Raw genomic sequence first — 18,357 nt, 5'->3', positions numbered from 1 at the left:
TAACCTGGCGTAGAAATAAGAAGCAATAGATACTCTTTGTCTGAAGGGGCAATGAATGAAAAATATCATCTTAAGTATGGTCGCAAAAATCTCCCACATGGAAGCGGATTCCAAGCAACTTACCGCACAGGTTGAGGCTCAGTCCCTTTTGCTGAGTGCTATATTTTTAACTGTCGGCAAAAATGGCGGCCCCCAGGAAATTATCGAAAGCGTGAACAAAGCCATCAACTCAGTGCTGGACTCTGCTGATGAGATGCTTAAATCAGACGCTAAGATTTTGTTCGAGCAATTCCAGGCACTCATTGAACTGACCCGACTGATTGATAAAGAAGATCCTGAACTGGATGCCGAAGCACTCAGCGCCATGAACGGTGTCAGACCCGACTCTGAGATTTAGTGTAAAAATTCGTAATAAAAAGCCCCGGCAATGATTGCCGGGGCTTTTTGTTTTCTGATTGCGGGCAAAATCGGTTATCTGGCCCAGCTTGGCTTATTCATGGCATGCAGGTGTCGGGAAGCAAAGTGATGTGAAGTAAGATTTAATCACGGTTTAAACAGAGTATTACCGCAAACTGAAGCGCTGCTTGGCACGTAGTAACATCGGTTTGCGGTAATTTTTTGCCCCGAATATGCCCTGATGCTCATTTTACTCCCCCTTCAGCATGAAGTTGTCCAGACTGTCATCAAACTCCATGATTCCCTCGTGGTTGCCCCTCGTCAGTATCAAATGCTCCATTCCTCGCCTGGGCGATACCGGCTCCTCGATAACAAACCCAAACCAGTCATCGTAAACCTGACCAAGCCAATACCCCCTCCATGCTCCTTGCGACGCTGAAAGAAGACATAGCTGCCCGATGGTATCCGGTCGCGCGGCTCACCACGGTATACGATGTCAAAATTAGAATCCTTGCCCATATATCACCTTACAAAAACTGTTTATATATACAGTATAATCATGTATTTCCTTGCTTGTGAAGGTACTAGTAAGGATGGCGTGGTGGTTAATAAAAATTACTTTTATTTATTCAAGCAGGTGAAAATCTTTGCCAGCACGAAATACAACTAACAATTCTTTACGCTTCCTTGCGTTCTATGCAACAAATGCTAGGATCCTGCAATCTCTCATAATCTGACTATAACCATGTTAAAGATTTTTGTTAAATATGCATTTATTGGCGGACTTAACACAGCAATCCACTGGCTAACATTTGCTGCTGTATACTTTTCATTCGGTCATGACCAAATGGTAAGTAACTTCTCTGGGTTTTGTGTCGCTGTCACGTTTAGTTTTTTTGCTAACGCCAAGTGGACTTATCAGGTTGACCATACAGCTACAAAGTACTTTCTCTATGTCGGTTTTATGGGATCGATTTCGTTGGCCTGCGGTTATTTTGGCAATAAGGTTGAGCTTAATCCAGTATTAACTCTGATAGTATTTTCAGCAATAAGTCTAATTGTTGGGTTTCTGTATTCAACATTTATAATATTTAGGGAGGAATAATGAAAATATCTCTTATAGTCCCAGTATTCAACGAAGAGGATACAATCGATATTTTTTATCGAACCGTCCGCGAGCAGTTGTCGCAATATGAAGTGGAAATTGTTTTTGTCAACGATGGAAGTGTAGATAATACAAAAAAAATTATTACTGCATTGACAATATCTGATCCTCTTGTCACTTCGCTGTGCTTTACAAGAAATTTTGGTAAAGAACCAGCTTTGTTCGCTGGCCTTGAAGCATCAACGGGAGATGCAGTAATCCCAATCGATGTTGATCTTCAGGACCCCATCGACGTTATCCCCAGACTTATTGAAAAGTGGCAGGACGGAGCAGATGTTGTTCTAGCTAAACGATCTGATAGACTATCAGACAGCCATTTCAAGCGGAAAAGCGCTGAATGGTTTTACAGGCTACATAACATGATAAGTTATCCTAAAATAGAGGAAAACGTTGGCGACTTCAGATTAATGTCACGTGCTGTCGTAGAGAATATTAAGTCTCTGCCAGAGCGAAACTTATTCATGAAAGGAGTTTTATCATGGGTAGGTGGCCGAACTGAGATTGTTGAATATACAAGAGACGAGCGCGTAGCTGGCTCGACAAAATTCAACGGCTGGAAATTATGGAATCTTGCACTTGAGGGGATTACATCATTCTCCACGCTACCACTTAGAATATGGACATACGTAGGATTCTTCGTCGCAGCTCTATCGTTTGTCTATGGCGCATGGATGATCATAGATAAACTTATATGGGGAAATCCAGTCGCTGGATATCCATCTATCTTAGTTTCTATTCTTTTTCTAGGTGGTATACAGCTTATAGGAATTGGTGTACTTGGTGAATATATAGGTAGGATTTACATTGAAACAAAAAAACGCCCACGATACATACTTTCTAAGTCGGATAAAGAATAAAATGAACGGATTTAGTCGTTTAGAAAAATATATTGCGGTGGCGGGATTATTTATTTTTGTCTTTTCCGTAATCGTATCTCGTAGACCAGACATAATTTTCAACGCGCAGCCTTGGGCAGAGGATGGAAAAATATGGATGGAGAATATTTATAATAATGGTTTTTGGAACTCGCTAATTTACCCGCAAAATGGATATTATCAAACCATATCAAGAATCACTTATGGAATGGCAATACTTACTGGGATTTCAAATGCTGCATTGGTTGCCAACATTATAGCGATAAGCATTAGATGCTTTTTTGTGCTTTTTGTTTTATCTGGAAGAATGTCCTTTATAAGGATGCCTTATAGAATCGCGGCAGTTATATATTTTTTGCTGATGCCAAATCTGACTGAAGGATATGTGAACATTACAAATGTTCACTGGTACTTATCTCTATACCTTATGGCTGTTGTCCTGGCTGATGATGGTAAAGAGGTAGTCTGGAAGATACACGACTTTACACTTCTAATTATCAGTTCTCTCAGTGGGCCTTTTGTTGTATTCATTGCGCCATGTCTGCTGATTAAGCGAGTGTCTCAGCGTGGAGGTATTGTCAAGGCTATAAAGGGAATCAATGCTTTTGATATCACCATGGTCGTGTGTTGCATTATACAGGTCGCAGCTATCCTGAACTCCTCTGACACCGGTAGGTCTTCAGCCCCCCTAGGAGCAAGCTTTAGTCTCTTGGCCGATGTCATAAGTTACCGTGTGATAGGTGGTTCGCTCTTTATGAACGACCGAATTTCAGACATGGGGTCTATGCATGTACTGAACATCTTGCTTTTCATCGCACTAATCTTTCTGGTGGTTATTTTCTTCTTTAGGTGTGGGTGGCGTTTTAAATCGGCGGTTTTATTCCCGGTGTTGATGATCGGGTTTGCACTGGCAAAGCCTATGATGAGCCTTGATCAGCCGCAGTGGCCAACTTTACTGATCCCTGGGGGAGGTGAAAGATACTTTTTCATCACCAACTTTGCATTTTTTTCTCTTCTTCTTTATGTAGTGAGCCGAATTTCCCCCAAATCTTTGGCGCCACTTATGATAATTTCCATCATGGCACTTACTGTTTTATTACGTGGGTTCTCAATACCACCAATGGCCGAGGTGGGTTATCGTGAGGATATAAAATCATTCAATGCATTGCCGACAGGAGAGTCGATGCAGATTCGCATCAACCCGCCTGGATGGAGCATGCATCTACATAAAAAATAAAATAAGGGCATGATGGTAATGCCAGTCAGTTAAGCATTTTTATGAATACAAATTCATTTTTGTGCTTCAAAGGATAATGAAGGAATCAGGCTTATAGCGCTATTTTTCTTCATCGAAGGCCCAAATTCACGGGCCTCATTTCCTTAAGTGACCAGCATTAGGCCTGATGGCCCTTTTTTTATTTTCCTACCGATGTGTAATCAACTCGTACTGAAATACCTGACGTTCCGTTGATAAAGAATGATCCCTTCCCAATATCGGTGCCAGGATAAATCAGAGATCCGGGCCTGTTTGCAGGCTTCGGATAAATTCTGCAGGAGTCTGGTTATTTAACGAGGAATGTGGTCGATACTGGTTATATTCCTGCCGCCAGTGCTCGATCTTCTCCTGAGCATCTTCCAGTGACAGGAACCAGTGCACGTTCAGAAATTCATCACGCAGGTTGCCGTTAAATGACTTAACCAGGGCGTTATCTGTGGGCTTCCCGGGGCGTGAGAAGTCCATCGTTACCCGGTTTTCATACGCCCAGCGATCCAGCGCTTTCGAGATAAATTTGCTGCCGTTGTCCGTCTGTAGCCGCTGTGGTACACGCTGCTGTGTCTGCCTGAACCGTTCCATCGCGACCACATGGTCACCGCGAAGTCCCTGGCCTACCTCGATCGCCACGCATTCACGACTAAAATTATCGACTACAGTCAGGGCACGGATCCGGCGTACGTTGAACAGATTATCAGCAACGAAATCCATGCTCCAGCACTGATCCACAGCGGTCACGGCCGGGCGGATACGCCTGTGCCTGGCCGTCACGTGCCGCCGCGGGTGTTTTGACCGCAGGTTCAGCCCTTCCAGACAGTAAATCCGATGGGTTTTCTTGTGGTTAACCAGCCAGCCCTCGCGCCGCAGCAGGATATGGATCCGCTGCACACCATAACGAATGCGGGTTTCTGTAATCTCCCGTATCCGCTGCGTGAAGGTCCGGTCATCGCGGCAGCTGCGGTAGTGGTAGACCGTTCGGCTCTGCATCATCAGCCGGCATCCCCTGCGAACCCCGATGCGGTACGCCGCCAGCAGGTATTCGGCCGCCTCGCGTTTCTGCACCGGCCTCAGAACTTTTTTTAGATGACGTCCTGCAGCATTTCCTTGTCCAGACTGAGATCGGCGACCAGCCGTTTCAGGCGGTGATTCTCTTCCTCCAGCTGTCGCAGACGACGCGGTTCTGTCACGCCCATACCGCCAAACTTCTTCTTCCCATTGTAAAAAGTAGCCTCAGAAATCCCCATCTTTCTGCACACTTCCTCCACCCGAGTGCCGGTTTCGGCCTGTTTAAGGGCAAAGGCTATCTGTTCTTCGGTATAACGGGTCTTTTTCATGGTTGATATGCCTCTCAGTGAAATGAAAGAAAGACCGGATACTTCAGTTTAGACTGGCACTGCTTTCAGGGAGGAGATCACTGTACAGCGTTTACGGGTGATGCCCCGTATATACCCCGCGCTATATCACAGTGATGAAGTTCTTCAATCACTTCAGGTAGTTACTTCGCCCAGCTTGGCTTATTCAGGATGTGATCCTGCCAGTCTTCAACGTCGTCTTCGCGCACGGCGATGTAGCGTACGGAGATCTGCGCTGTATGCATGGCCGATTTCGATGCTTTGTTCAGCAGCGGATGCCAGGGAAGCAGCGGGCGTCCTTCGCCGATCAGGCGATAAGCGCAGGTTGGCGGCAGCCAGTCGAAGGTTGTCAGGTTTTCGCGGGTCAGTTTAATGCAATCTTCTTCCAGCGTGAAACGACGTTCATAGTTACGACACTGGCAAGACTTGATGTTGAGCTGGTTACAGGCGACGTTGGTGAAATAGATTTCATCGGTGTCTTCGTCGATCAGCTTATGCAGGCAGCATTGTCCGCAGCCGTCGCACAATGCTTCCCATTCTTCGTCGGTCATTTCAGACAGCGTTTTGTGCTGCCAAAAAGCGGGTTCAGTCATAATGTGCATCCGGTATAAAGAAAATGAGGGTGCTTATATAGACGCTTTAGCCTGCAGATGCAAGTAAAGCCGCCGGAAATGGGTTCCGGCGGAGAGGAAAAACGCCGTCAGATCACGCGGGAACTTACCTGTTTACCATTAAGTGTAGCCACAATTTCATCACCCGCTTTTAGCGGGCCGACGCCGTGTGGTGTACCGGTCAGAATGATATCGCCCGCGCGCAGCGTGAAGAAGCGGCTCATATAGGCAATCAGCGGCAGAAGCGGCGTCAGCATATCGCGGGTATTCCCGCTCTGACGCACTTCTCCATTGATCTCTAACCGCAGTTCAGCCTGTTGTGCATCACCAAATTCACTTACCGGAATAAATCCGCTCATCGGGCAGGAACCGTCAAACCCTTTGGCTTTTTCCCAGGGTTGTCCGGCTTGTTTGAACGTCGACTGCAAATCCCGCAGCGTCAGGTCAAGTGCCAGCCCGTAACCAGCGATAGCATTGGCGACGCGATCTTCCGTCGCCTGCTTCAGTGGTGTGCCGATAAGTACCGCCAGTTCGACTTCATGATGTACCGCACCGAGATCCTTCGGGATGACGATGGGTTGGCGGAAATCGCACAAAGCGGTTTCCGGCTTGATAAATAACACCGGTTCCGCCGCTTTCTGCCCGCCCATCTCTTTAATATGATCGGCGTAGTTACTGCCGACACACACGACTTTGTTGACCGGAAAATCCAGTAATGCGCCGTGCCAGTCTCTGTGTTGGTACATACAGCTACTCCTTGAAGTTAGGAATTTCAGCCGCTGAACGGATTATGCGGTGCTGGCGCTAACGGTGCAGAAGGCGCCGGAGTTGTCGCCGGTGCTAAATCGCCGGAAGCCACCGGTGACTGCGAGCCCATAATACCATCCGCCATCATGCCGATACTCAGCGCGAAATAGGTTGAACGGTTCCAGTGCATGATCGTACGGAAGTTATCGTAAACCAGGAACGCGCGCCCCTGCGTGTCATCCGGTGTGATAATCCATGAACGGGTCGCTGTCGACATTAGCGGGTTGCCGTCAACTTGCGTCACGCCGCGCTGCTGCCAGTAGCTGGCCGGATGCATCTGGTTATTTTTCAGCCCCGACAGAACGCCATCAAAGTTAGCTGGTAATTTCACTTCCTGGCCCCAGCCCTGATCGCCTTTCCAGCCTTCTTTCGCCAAATAATTGGCCGTGGAAGCAAAAACATCATCGGTGTTTGCCCAGATGTCTATCTTGCCGTCGCCGTTACCGTCAGCGCCGTAAGTCAGATAAGAACTTGGCATAAACTGCGACTGCCCCATCGCACCCGCCCAGGAACCTTTCATCATGTCGCTGGTGGCTTTACCGGAATCGACAATTTTAAGCGCCGACATAAATTCTTTGGTGAAGAAGGCTTCACGACGTCCTTCGAAGGCCAGTGTGGCCAGCGCAGAGAATACATCCTCTTTACCCTGAATTTTGCCGAAGCTGCTTTCCATCGCCCATAACGCCACAATGTACTGCGGCTGAACCCCATAACGTTCGCTGGCTTTTGTCAGCGCAGGCAAATTACTCTGAAGCTGTTCCTGCCCCTGTTTAATCTTCCATTCAGGTAGAACGCGTGTCAGATAATCGTCGAGGGTAATTTTCTTTTCGAGCTGATTGCGATCTGAATTGATCACGCGGTCAACAAAATGAATGTTGGCGAAGGTGCTGTCGATGGTCTGCTGGCGGATCCCTTGTGAGAGCGCCTGTGCTTTGAGTTGTTCGACATAAGCCGGGAATTCCGCGGGGTCCCGCCCCTGTTCAGCCAGAGACGTTTTGCCAGAAGGCGCTGCCGGTGCGGCAGCAGCAGGCTGTGTTGCCGCAGTGGATGGTGTAGAGGGTTGCCCTGAGGTAGCTTTCTGTGCTGCACAACCACTGAGGATGATCAGCGGTGTTAACACGGCCAGTGCCGACAATTTCATCAATTTCTTCCTTTTGACTTCTGCAAGTGATTCATCGCTATAAGCTTTGAGCACGACCAAGATGAATGCAAGTCATGCCGTCTGAAAGTTCGAGGAGTGCCGAGACAAATGTCAGGAATGCGTTATTTACTGGCGTCGTTCAGATGAATATTCAATAAACTTTCTACCGGCGGTGGAACCTGCAGATAATAACCCTGCTCTTCCAGCGACTGACGCACTTTAGCAATATCTGCTGTGGCAAGTTTTTCACGGTTTGCCAGGTTTAGCATCATTGAGAACTGAGGCACGCCAAAACCTTTGAGTAATTCTTCAGGCACACGGGAAAAATCGTCTTTTTTTTCGACATACAGATAAGTCTGGTCGCGTTTAGTACTTCTATAGATCACACAAAGCATTTTTTTAACTCTATTTTATTGAAACGGTGGCTTGCCTAGATATAACTGTAACTATAACATGCTTATCGTACATCGGAATATCGCCCCCCGAGTGGTATTCCGGGGATTTAGAGTTGCTGAGACTGAGTCAGGATAGATGTCACAATCGCCAATAGAACTAAAAGGCAGCAGTTTTACCTTATCGGTTGTTCATTTACATAGTTCACAACCTGAGGTTATTTACCAGGCATTACAGGAAAAAGTGGAGCAAGCTCCAGCCTTTTTGAAAAATGCCCCTGTTGTTATCAACGTTGCCTCACTGACCGGTGAAGCAAACTGGAAAGACATTCAACAGGCTGTCGCTTCTGCAGGCTTTCGCATTGTTGGCATCAGTGGTTGCAAAGATGAGGCGCAAAAACGCGCACTTTCCCGCACCGGTTTACCGCTGCTGAGTGAAGGCCGCGCACAGCGTATCGCTGCAGAACCACCGGTTCCTGTCGTGCCCGACAATGCACCGGCTAAAACCCGCATTGTCAGTACTCCGGTCAGATCCGGCCAACAAATTTATGCCCGTAACAGCGACCTCATCGTGACCAACAGTGTCAGCGCAGGTGCGGAACTGATTGCCGATGGCAATATCCACATCTACGGCATGATGCGAGGCAGAGCGCTGGCTGGCGCCGCAGGCGATGCAAATTGTCAGATTTTTTGCACGCAGTTAGGCGCTGAACTAGTCTCTATCGCAGGGCAATACTGGTTGAGTGATCAAATCCCGGCCGATTATCTCGGTCAGGCAGCGCGCCTCAGCCTGTTAAATAATGTGTTAACCATACAACCTTTAAACTAAGCCCTTTTGACAAGGAATCCATTCATGGCACGCATCATAGTTGTTACATCGGGTAAAGGGGGCGTTGGCAAGACCACTTCAAGCGCGGCCATTGCTACCGGTTTAGCTCAAAAAGGCAAAAAGACTGTAGTTATCGATTTCGATATCGGTCTGCGTAATCTCGACCTGATTATGGGCTGTGAGCGCCGGGTGGTTTATGATTTCGTTAACGTGATCCAGGGTGATGCCACGCTGAATCAGGCGCTTATCAAAGATAAACGCACCGAAAACCTGTTTATTCTTCCGGCTTCGCAAACACGTGATAAAGACGCACTGACCCGCGAAGGCGTTGAGAAGATCCTGAACGATTTAGCCGAAATGGAATTTGATTTCGTGGTGTGCGATTCCCCTGCGGGCATCGAAACCGGCGCACTGATGGCGTTGTATTTCGCCGATGAAGCCGTGATCACCACCAACCCAGAAGTCTCTTCCGTTCGTGACTCCGACCGCATCCTGGGCATTTTGTCTTCAAAATCTCGCCGTGCGGAACAAGGCTTAGAGCCTATCAAAGAACATCTGCTTCTTACCCGTTACAACCCGGGCCGTGTCAGCCGTGGCGACATGCTGAGCATGGAAGATGTGCTGGAAATCCTGCGTATTCCTCTGATCGGGGTTATCCCGGAAGATCAGTCTGTACTGCGTGCGTCCAACCAGGGCGAGCCGGTCATTCTGGATCAGGAATCCGATGCAGGGAAAGCGTATGACGATACTGTCAGCCGTCTGCTTGGGGAAGAACGTGCATTCCGTTTCATTGAGGAAGAGAAGAAGAGTTTCCTGAAACGCCTTTTTGGGGGATAAACCATGGCATTGTTAGATTTCTTTCTGTCCCGCAAAAAATCGACAGCCAATATAGCCAAGGAACGGCTACAGATCATCGTAGCCGAACGGCGTCGAGGGGATAGTGAACCATCATATCTGCCTGAACTGAAACGTGACATTCTGGCGGTCATCTGTAAGTACATTAAGATTGACCCAGAAATGTTGCAGGTTCAGTTCGAGCAAAAAGGTGACGATATTTCCGTACTGGAACTTAACGTCACCCTGCCAGAATCGGAAGAAACGCCTAAATGACAGCAGTCTGTTTGCTTTGTTCGCAGGTGTTTTTTTCAGCATAGCGCCCCCTGTTTTTTCAGGGGGCTACTGCTTTTTATCTCGTTCCCTTCCGCTATTCTCTTCCCGCCCCGAAATAACCACTGTATATAACCCCATTAAACAGGTTCTTTTTCCGTCTGTTTGTGCTTATTCCTGATAATTCTTGATTAAGACTTCTCTCATTTTAGCTGGAATTTAATATCCCCAGACTGGCCTGATTGCCGCTATTTTAGGATTAAGCGTTATCGGGAAATATAAAATAAAAAGAGCGGGACAATTGCCCGCTCTTTTTAACGCATATTCACTTTCCTTCTTAAAAGAAGGAATCAATAATTGCTCAAAATTTCATTCAGTCTTTCAGCTAACAACTTCCCGCGCCAGCCACTGATTAATTCAGGTTGTGATTCTTTATCTTTTAACTTCCAGTGATGGGTCAGTAACTGATTAATCTGGCGACGTGATGCCAGCATTTCAACGCTCAGTTTACTCTCTTCACTGACAGTCTGAATAAGTGCCTTAATATCCTTAAAGACTTTGCGGTAACCCGGCTGATCAATCAGGTTCAAAATCGGTGCGGGCAGTTCAGCTTCATCCAGTGCATTCGATTCCTCCACCAGCGCCAGCAACGTACGCCCGTGATAGCGAATCTCCGGGCCACTCAGACCAAGCGCTTCCAGCTCGCCCAGCGACGTTGGCTGATAGCGCGCCACCTGCCAGAGGTTTTCCTCACGTACTACAAAATTAACGGCCAGATCACGCTGACGGGCCTGGTTCAGGCGCCACGCGGCTAACAACTTCAGGCATCCCAACTGGCGTGGACGCAACTGAAAAGCGTTACTGATTTCCAGATAAGCCAGTTCCGGTTGCAGCACTTCCTTACGGCGGCGGCACAGAGCAAGGCATTCATCCAGCGCGGCATCCATCCACCCTGCGTCTTGTGTTTCACGCATCAGTTGATCGGCCAGCGGCAGCAGATACCACACGTCAGCCGCAGCATAGACGCATTGCTTTTCGCTCAGGGGACGGGCTATCCAGTCAGTGCGCGATTCGCTTTTATCCAGCTCAACGCCGGTGGTTTCAGCCACCAGACGTGCAAAACCACAGGACAACGGGCGTCCGCTGAAAGCAGCGAGGATCTGCGTATCAATCAGCGGCGAAGGCATCACCCCAAAGGCATTCAGGAAAACTTCCAGATCTTCGCTGCCGGCATGCAGGAATTTGATGACATCAGGATCAACCAGCAAATCAATGAAGGGTTGCCAGGCGGTGATTGGCAATGGGTCGATCAGCGTCAGCCTTTCGCCATCGAATAACTGTATGAGCCCCAGTTGCGGATAATACGTGCGGGTACGGACAAATTCGGTATCCAGCGCAATTTTACTGTGCGCTTTGGCCTGAAGACAAACTTGCTCCAGCGCGTCATTGGTGGTGATCAACTCATAATTCAAAACATCATTCTCTTAATCATTACTGCGTTATAACGTGATAACGCCGGACATCGCCGGCGTTAAGAATCTGACTCTTTCTGACTGAACAGGCAATCCGCTATGCCGCATCCTGCTTCGGAGTGGCTTTCGGTTTCAGCTGCTCATCACGAAGTTCCCTTCTGAGAATTTTACCGACATTTGACTTCGGCAACTCGTCGCGGAACTCGACAATCTTCGGTACTTTGTAACCGGTTAATAACCGACGACAATGTGCGAGAAGCTCTTCGCTGGTCAGTGATGGGTCTTTCTTCACCACGCAAATTTTGACGATTTCACCCGACGACTCATCCGGCACGCCAATGGCGGCAACTTCGAGTACCTTGTCATGCTGTGAAACCACCTCTTCAATTTCGTTAGGGTAAACGTTGAAACCGGAAACCAGAATCATGTCTTTTTTACGGTCAACAATCCGTAAGAAGCCCTGCTCGTCCACTGTAACGATATCGCCCGTCGATAACCAGCCATCTTTTAGCACCTCATCGGTGGCGGAAGGCCGTTGCCAGTAACCCAGCATAACCTGCGGGCCTTTAACCCACAGCTCGCCAGGCTGGCCAGGCCCGACATCCTGGCCGTTATCATCCACGAGACGGACTTCCGTGGATGGCACTGGCAGACCGATACTGCCACTGTAATGTTTCAAATCATACGGGTTACCCGCCACCAGCGGTGAACATTCTGTCAGTCCGTAACCCTCCAGCAGATGTTTACCGGTCAGTTTTTCCCACTTCTCTGCCACTGATTTCTGCACCGACATTCCGCCGCCGACAGAAAGACGCAACGAGGAGAAGTCAAGCTCACGGAAATCTTCATTATTGAGCAACGCATTGAACAATGTATTCACGCCGCTGATAGCCGTGAAAGGATATTTCCCGAGTTCTTTGACCATCCCCGGCACGTCGCGCGGATTGGTGATGAGCAGGCTTTTACCGCCCAGTTCAAGGAACAGCAGGCAATTCACTGTCAGTGCGAAAATGTGATACAGCGGAAGTGCGGTTACCACCAGCTCATGTCCCGGCTGTAACAACGGCGCGTAGGCCGCTTTCGCCTGCTCGAGATTCGCCTGCATGTTGCGGTGGGTCAGCATCGCCCCTTTCGCCACGCCCGTCGTTCCGCCGGTATATTGCAGGAACGCCAGATCATTATTAATGATATCGGGCTTAATGTATTGCAGACGACGTCCGCGCTGTAAGGCGGTGCGGAAGGAAATCGCGTTCGGCAAGTGGTATTTAGGCACCAGCCGTTTGATATATTTCACCACAAAGTTAACCAGCGTCCCCTTCGCCGCAGAAAGCTGATCGCCCATTCGGGTCAGGATCACATGCTTAACCTGGGTTTTGTACACCACTTTTTCCAGGGTATGTGCAAAGTTTGAAACAATCACAATGGCACTGGCACCGCTGTCGTTGAGCTGATGCTCGAGTTCACGCGGCGTATACAGAGGATTGACGTTGACTACCACCATGCCGGCGCGCAATACGCCAAACAGGGCAATCGGGTATTGCAGCAGATTCGGCATCATCAGGGCAACGCGGTCGCCCTTCCTGAGCCCAAGCTCATTTTGCAAATAGGCGGCGAAAGCACGGCTGCGCTCTTCGAGCTTGCGGTAAGTCATCACCTCGCCCATGTTGATAAATGCCGCATTGTCAGCGTAACGCAACGTAGCATTTTCAAACATCTCGACCAGCGAACTGTAGCGGTCAGGGTCGATGTTCTCAGGAACATCTGCCGGATATCGTTTTAGCCAAACCTTTTCCAAGGTATCACTCCTGAAATCATGTTCTGTTGCCGTCTCTATTCGACGAGTTTTATCACGTCTTTAACAATATTTTAACTCAGCTTACCAGTTGCGTTTCAAACAATGTCGAGGTTGAGAGGCGGGTCACTTTTTCTGTGCCCTTACTTTGTCAACCGTCCATGGCAGAAAATAAAAAGGCGGCAATTAAGCCGCCTTAACAACGCTTCTCTTCAGGTCATTTCCCGGACAGCGGCACAACAGAATGCGTCGCTGCCGGTTTTACTGTTGCCGGGGGAAGCGCGCCATGAGAAGGCGGAGCTCCACGCGGCGGCGGCGGTCTATTCGGTGACGACGCTTTCGACCCGGGCCGGTGCTGTATTATACCAGCCGGGACCCCAACCGGGCCCAAACCCCCGCCCCCAGGAATCATACGGCCCGCCAAAACCATAGCCCCATGGGCCGATAGGTTGCGGAGGCATGACGACCTGTTGCTGTATCCGCCAGCGTTTGTAGCTGTTGACATTAACGGTAACGAAATCATAAGACGTCTGGCCGATGGTGCCCTTTTCCACGCCGGTAATTGGCCCGACGACGGTCACTAACTGATTGCGGTAATCCACCGGATCCACAAAACCGTTAATGTAAGCCATGATGCGTCCGCGTGATGCTGCCCCTAAAATCGGGCGAGCGCCCTCATCCAGCGGAACAGTTGCGATTTCCAGACGCGTCTTGTTTTGCAGGTTGGTTACGGCAATCACTTTGCCGCCAAAACGCGACTCCTGCCCGACGTACAAATTCGGCGCGCCCTGCACGGCCTGTAAATTCATTTGCGGCGTAGCCGTGGTCCCACGAATTTCATCGGGCACGGTGACACACCCTGATAATACCAACACGCTGAGTGCAACAGCACTCCGCACCATTTTCTTACCCGTTACACCTGATAACTGCTGAACAACAGACCACTTACGCATTACGATGACTCCTGTGCAAACTCTTCATTTTGACCGTCTTTTGATGCACAAGTTGCCATGACTTATCGGCCTGGCAGCTTTTTCCACGTAACTTCATTACGCAGGTAAGTCGGTTCAGCATCTTCCGGATTAACGCGAATACCGTTTTCCCAGAGCTGCAGCGCCAGCGGCAACATATCTTCCGCCTGCGGCAGTAACATTTTTCCATCAAATAAATCCGCCGCCGGGGATTCACCCAGTAAATGCGGATAGGCTTCCCAGCCCGTACCCACGGTGGCAAAGCGCCCGTTTCGCTCAACGGTACGCGCCAGCAGTTGTTCAGGTTTGATGACCGTCTCGGTATTTTCACCGCTCCAGACACCTTGTGTATTGCGGGTAAATTCACCCCAGTACACTTCGCCCATGCGGGCATCAATGGCTGCCAGCACCTGTTCCGCGCCGGTCTGGCGGTAAGCACCCTGCGCCATGGTGAGTAAGGTGGAGACGGGCAACAAAGGCAGTTCTGCGCCGAGCGATAAGCCTTGCGCGATACCTATGCCGATGCGCACACCGGTAAAACTACCCGGTCCCCGGCCGAAGGCCAGTGCGTCGAGTTGTTTCAGGGAAAGCCCCGCTTCGGCGAGGATCTGCTGCACCAGTGGCAGAATGCGCTGCGTATGTTCGCGGGCGCAAAGTTCAAAATGAGCGAGCGTTTCGCCCTGATCGTAAAGCGCAACCGAACAGGCTTCTGTCGCCGTATCAATTGCTAAAATTCGCGTGGACATGCCAAACCTCAGGCGGGAAATTAATAAGTTATACCCTCAATACCTCGCGCGCAGTCAACGCATCTGCAACGTGAAATATGACGGGTATAAGAACCTTTTTCGGGGCGGCATCTTAGCATAAACAAAGGGCTAATTCTGCTCTTCAGCGTTCTGTAAAAAGCGGATCGCTTGTGCCAGATCACGGGTGCGCGGTGTCGGCGGCAAACTGTTGAGGAAAACTTCACCATACGGACGCATTACCAGCCTGTTATCGCAAATCACCATCACCCCGCGATCATCCGTATCACGGATCAAACGTCCGACACCCTGTTTAAGCGTAATGACAGCATCCGGTAATTGTACGTCATTGAACGGATCTCCGCCGCGCAGACGGCAATCCTCAATACGGGCTTTGAGCAATGGATCGTCAGGCGACGTGAATGGCAGTTTGTCGATAATTACGCACGACAGCGCGTCACCGCGCACGTCCACCCCTTCCCAGAAACTGCTGGTGGCGACCAGTAATGCGTTACCGGCTTCGACAAACTGCGCCAGCAACTGGCCCTTGCTGGTTTCGCCCTGCAACAAAACCGGCAGCGTCAGGCTGGCCCTGAATTCTTCCGCCAGTTCACGCATCATTTTGTGAGACGTACACAGGAAAAAACAGCGGCCTTTATTAGCTTCGATAAGCGGGCGCAACATCCGCGCCAGCTGTTTCGAACTGCCCTGCACATTTGATTCAGGCAGAAAGCGCGGAACGCACAACAGCGCCTGTTTGGCGTAATCGAACGGGCTCGGCAGCAGCAACGTTTCTGCCTCATCCAGCCCCAGACGCTCAGTAAAATGATGCAGCTGATCGTTCACCGAAAGCGTTGCCGAGGTGAAAATCCACGCCCCCGGTTTTTCTTTCATCATCTCGCTGAATTTGTCGGTCACCGACAAGGGAGTCAGCGCCAGGACGAAATGGCGTGAATTACATTCGTACCAGTAACTGTAACCGGGGATCGACACGTCTTTCAGGCGTTTGAGACGGTTGCGGTAAAGCGTGGCGCGCTCGAAAGCCGCATCCAGCAACGCAGAACGGCCGAGGGACAATTTAACCACGTCGTAGCAAAGTTCCAGCGCGTCATCGAGCAACAGTAAGGCACGCTGAATGGCGGGCTGACTGAGAACATCGCGAAGATTGCCGCGAAAACCGGGCTCGCCGAGCGCCAGACGGAAATCCATCGTGCTCTGGCTAAGCCGGTCAGCGCTTTTCTGCAACTGCACAGAGTCACGGACTTCCGTGCGGTAAGCAATAGTAATGTCTTTTGCCATATCAAGCAGCTGGCGGCTGGTGACCTGCTGGCCAAAATACTGGCTGGCGATGTCAGGGATCTGATGGGCTTCGTCGAAAATCATCACGTCAGCTTCGGGGATCAGCTCACCAAAGCCGCTCTCCTTCACCACCATGTCCGCCATAAACAGATGATGGTTCACCACCACCACATCGGCGTCCATCGCCTTACGGCGGGCTTTTACCACGAAGCATTCTTTGTAAAGCGGGCAGTCACTCCCCAGACAGTTGTCGTTGGTACTGGTCACCAGCGGCCAGACAAAGCTGTCTTCAGGTACCACGGTGCAGGTGCTGATATCGCCCTCTTCCGTGCTGCTCGACCAGTGACGCAGATGCGCCAGTTCGCTGAGCGCCTGGCTGGCAAGATCGCCGCCGGAGAGCGATTGCTGCTCCAGACGTTCCAGACATAAATAGTTTGAGCGCCCTTTCAGCAGCGCCAGACGGCCCTTGAAATTCAGCGCGCTGGCAACTTTGGGCAAATCGCGGGAATAAAGCTGATCCTGTAAGTTTTTCGAACCGGTGGAGATAATGACTTTTTTGCCGGAGCGCAATGCCGGTGCCAGATAAGCGTAGGTTTTACCGGTACCAGTACCGGCTTCCACCACCAGCCCTTGCTTACCGCTGATGGCTTTGCTGACAGCCTGCGCCATCAGACGCTGAGGTTCACGGGGTTTAAAACCTTCAATTTTCTGCGCCAGTGCGCCGTCTGTTGCGAAATCGTCTGTCACTCTGTCTCTCTACCTGTACGGATCAGCAGTGATTATGCCAATCCCTCGCCCCGACTACCACCGCCATCTGCCAATCCAACGTATTCATCCTTTGTGATACCCTTAGCGGCATCATAGAAAAGTGACTAACTGGAGCCATAATATGACCATCGAGCGTATCCGACCTGAGCCACGGATGTCCGACATCGTTATCCATAACAACACCATTTATTACACGGCAGTGCCGGAAAATCTGGACGCGAATGCAAAAGACCAGACCGCAGAAACGCTGGCCATTATCGATGCTGCGCTGACGGAAGCGGGCTCGGATAAGAGCAAAATTCTCGATGCCACACTGTTTCTGGTCAATAAAGAAGATTTCCCGGCGATGAATGAAGCCTGGGATGCCTGGGTATCACCGGGCAATGCACCGGTACGCTGCACGGTTCAGGCTAACCTGATGAATCCGAAATATAAAATTGAAATCAAGATCATTGCCGCACGCTAAGCACTGATCAGCAGACATAAAAAAACCTCCCGCGGGAGGTTTTTCATTTTCAGCACGTCGCTGTTTTAGATCTTTGCACCGGCGACCGCTTCTTTCGCCAGCTCAGTAATGCGTGCGTAATCACCGCTTTCCAGCGCATCGGCTGGCACCAGCCATGAACCACCGATACACAGCACGCTTTTCAGCGCCAGGTAATCACGGTAGTTCGCTGGCGAAATTCCGCCAGTCGGGCAGAAACGCACCTGCGGGAACGGACCGGCAATCGCCTGCAACGCTTTCACGCCGCCATTGGCCTCAGCCGGGAAGAACTTAAATTCACGCAGACCAGCATCCAGACCCATCATCAGTTCAGATACCGTACAAATCCCCGGGATTAAAGGAATAGAACCGGCATTGGCTGCTTTCAGCAAAGCATCAGTCAGGCCAGGGCTAATCGCAAACTGGGCACCCGCCTCGGTCACTTCAGCCAGTTGCTCTGGATTGAGTACCGTACCTGCGCCAATGATAGCGTCCGGCACTTCTTGAGCAATGGCACGGATCGCATCCATCGCGCATGGGGTGCGCAACGTCACTTCCAGCACACGGACGCCACCCGCAACCAGCGCTTTAGCCAGCGGAACCGCATGCTCCAGTTTGTTGATAACAATCACAGGAACAACCGGCCCTGAGGTCAGAATTTGTTCCGCGCTTGTTTTCCAGTTTTTCATCTTGTTCTCCATTCATGCCCGCAGGCACCGTTGTGATTGATGGCGCGCCCCTGCCACAGGGACCAGCAGAATTTAAACCCTGCCAGTAACCGACCACACCCGATTGGACGATACTACTCTCCCCGTCATACTTGAAGCCGCAGCGGCGTTGGCTGCGCTTGTTCACCCGAATCACTGACTCATGTCAGCTC

19 protein-coding genes are annotated in these 18,357 nt (G+C 50.1%); 8 read left to right on the top strand and 11 right to left on the bottom strand.

Annotation, left to right across the window (positions count from 1 at the left end; all coding sequences use genetic code 11):
* Positions 1-55 precede the first annotated feature (55 nt).
* From iraP to GW591_RS05185, 4 genes are all read left to right on the top strand, one after another.
* A complete protein-coding gene (iraP, locus tag GW591_RS05200; RefSeq protein WP_013575330.1) occupies positions 56-397 on the top strand; it encodes an anti-adapter protein IraP in 342 nt (113 codons plus the stop codon).
* A gap of 744 nt (positions 398-1,141) precedes the next feature.
* Positions 1,142-1,501, top strand: a complete 360-nt coding sequence (locus GW591_RS05195; RefSeq protein WP_126124846.1) for a GtrA family protein — start codon at positions 1,142-1,144, stop codon at positions 1,499-1,501.
* Entirely contained in the window at positions 1,501-2,418 is a 918-nt protein-coding gene (locus GW591_RS05190) for a glycosyltransferase family 2 protein (protein WP_037034667.1), read from the top strand. The genes GW591_RS05195 and GW591_RS05190 overlap by 1 nt, the downstream gene beginning before the upstream one ends.
* 1 nt (position 2,419) lies before the next feature.
* Positions 2,420-3,673, top strand: coding sequence for a glucosyl transferase (locus tag GW591_RS05185; protein ID WP_126124845.1), 1,254 nt, complete (start codon positions 2,420-2,422; stop codon positions 3,671-3,673).
* A 273-nt stretch (positions 3,674-3,946) separates the two neighbouring features.
* Here the strand turns inward: GW591_RS05185 and GW591_RS05180 are convergent.
* The 5 genes from GW591_RS05180 to GW591_RS05160 form a co-directional block, all read right to left on the bottom strand.
* A protein-coding gene (locus GW591_RS05180; protein WP_126124844.1) for an IS3 family transposase occupies positions 3,947-5,043 on the bottom strand; the annotation gives its coding sequence in 2 pieces (ribosomal slippage) (positions 3,947-4,791 and positions 4,791-5,043; 1,098 coding nt in all).
* 161 nt (positions 5,044-5,204) lie between these two features.
* Positions 5,205-5,654: a YcgN family cysteine cluster protein gene (locus GW591_RS05175; protein WP_126124843.1), complete on the bottom strand. Its 450-nt coding sequence runs from the start codon at positions 5,652-5,654 to the stop codon at positions 5,205-5,207.
* Between the two features lie 107 nt (positions 5,655-5,761).
* Positions 5,762-6,418 (bottom strand): fumarylacetoacetate hydrolase family protein, encoded by a 657-nt coding sequence (locus tag GW591_RS05170; RefSeq protein ID WP_013575328.1) that lies wholly within the window; start codon positions 6,416-6,418, stop codon positions 5,762-5,764.
* 26 nt (positions 6,419-6,444) lie between these two features.
* Positions 6,445-7,620, bottom strand: a complete 1,176-nt coding sequence (locus GW591_RS05165; RefSeq protein ID WP_126124842.1) for a lytic murein transglycosylase — start codon at positions 7,618-7,620, stop codon at positions 6,445-6,447.
* Positions 7,621-7,742: 122 nt separating this feature from the next.
* On the bottom strand, positions 7,743-8,015 hold the full coding sequence (locus GW591_RS05160) for a YcgL domain-containing protein (protein WP_013575326.1): 273 nt from the start codon (positions 8,013-8,015) through the stop codon (positions 7,743-7,745).
* Positions 8,016-8,151: 136 nt separating this feature from the next.
* On the opposite strand from GW591_RS05160, the gene minC reads away from it, so the two are divergent.
* The 3 genes from minC to minE are packed head-to-tail and all read left to right on the top strand — an operon-like array spanning position 8,152 to position 9,951.
* Positions 8,152-8,841, top strand: coding sequence for a septum site-determining protein MinC (minC, locus tag GW591_RS05155; protein WP_013575325.1), 690 nt, complete (start codon positions 8,152-8,154; stop codon positions 8,839-8,841).
* A gap of 24 nt (positions 8,842-8,865) precedes the next feature.
* Entirely contained in the window at positions 8,866-9,678 is an 813-nt protein-coding gene (minD, locus tag GW591_RS05150; RefSeq protein ID WP_013575324.1) for a septum site-determining protein MinD, read from the top strand.
* Positions 9,679-9,681: 3 nt separating this feature from the next.
* A complete protein-coding gene (gene minE / locus GW591_RS05145) occupies positions 9,682-9,951 on the top strand; it encodes a cell division topological specificity factor MinE (RefSeq protein ID WP_013575323.1) in 270 nt (89 codons plus the stop codon).
* A 347-nt stretch (positions 9,952-10,298) separates the two neighbouring features.
* Here minE and rnd read toward each other — a convergent pair whose 3' ends face one another.
* The 5 genes from rnd to GW591_RS05120 all read right to left on the bottom strand — a co-directional run bounded on the left by rnd (position 10,299) and on the right by GW591_RS05120 (position 16,972).
* On the bottom strand, positions 10,299-11,420 hold the full coding sequence (rnd, locus tag GW591_RS05140; protein WP_013575322.1) for a ribonuclease D: 1,122 nt from the start codon (positions 11,418-11,420) through the stop codon (positions 10,299-10,301).
* 97 nt (positions 11,421-11,517) lie between these two features.
* Positions 11,518-13,215: a long-chain-fatty-acid--CoA ligase FadD gene (gene fadD, locus GW591_RS05135; protein WP_013575321.1), complete on the bottom strand. Its 1,698-nt coding sequence runs from the start codon at positions 13,213-13,215 to the stop codon at positions 11,518-11,520.
* Between the two features lie 317 nt (positions 13,216-13,532).
* Positions 13,533-14,165 (bottom strand): Slp family lipoprotein, encoded by a 633-nt coding sequence (locus GW591_RS05130; protein ID WP_015689883.1) that lies wholly within the window; start codon positions 14,163-14,165, stop codon positions 13,533-13,535.
* Positions 14,166-14,227: 62 nt separating this feature from the next.
* Positions 14,228-14,929 (bottom strand): tRNA (adenosine(37)-N6)-threonylcarbamoyltransferase complex dimerization subunit type 1 TsaB, encoded by a 702-nt coding sequence (tsaB, locus tag GW591_RS05125; protein WP_015689882.1) that lies wholly within the window; start codon positions 14,927-14,929, stop codon positions 14,228-14,230.
* A 129-nt stretch (positions 14,930-15,058) separates the two neighbouring features.
* Positions 15,059-16,972, bottom strand: coding sequence for an ATP-dependent DNA helicase (locus GW591_RS05120; RefSeq protein ID WP_121019386.1), 1,914 nt, complete (start codon positions 16,970-16,972; stop codon positions 15,059-15,061).
* A 142-nt stretch (positions 16,973-17,114) separates the two neighbouring features.
* Here GW591_RS05120 and GW591_RS05115 point away from each other — a divergent pair, with 142 nt between their 5' ends.
* Complete coding sequence (locus GW591_RS05115) at positions 17,115-17,459, top strand: RidA family protein (protein ID WP_013575317.1); 345 nt, start codon at positions 17,115-17,117, stop codon at positions 17,457-17,459.
* A 65-nt stretch (positions 17,460-17,524) separates the two neighbouring features.
* Here GW591_RS05115 and GW591_RS05110 read toward each other — a convergent pair whose 3' ends face one another.
* Positions 17,525-18,166, bottom strand: a complete 642-nt coding sequence (locus tag GW591_RS05110) for a bifunctional 4-hydroxy-2-oxoglutarate aldolase/2-dehydro-3-deoxy-phosphogluconate aldolase (RefSeq protein WP_013575316.1) — start codon at positions 18,164-18,166, stop codon at positions 17,525-17,527.
* Between the last annotated feature and the right edge of the window lie 191 nt (positions 18,167-18,357).

Source organism: Rahnella aceris (assembly GCF_011684115.1).
GTDB classification, from domain to species: Bacteria; Pseudomonadota; Gammaproteobacteria; order Enterobacterales; family Enterobacteriaceae; genus Rahnella; species Rahnella aceris.
This window is presented reverse-complemented; position numbering and strand designations above follow the sequence as displayed.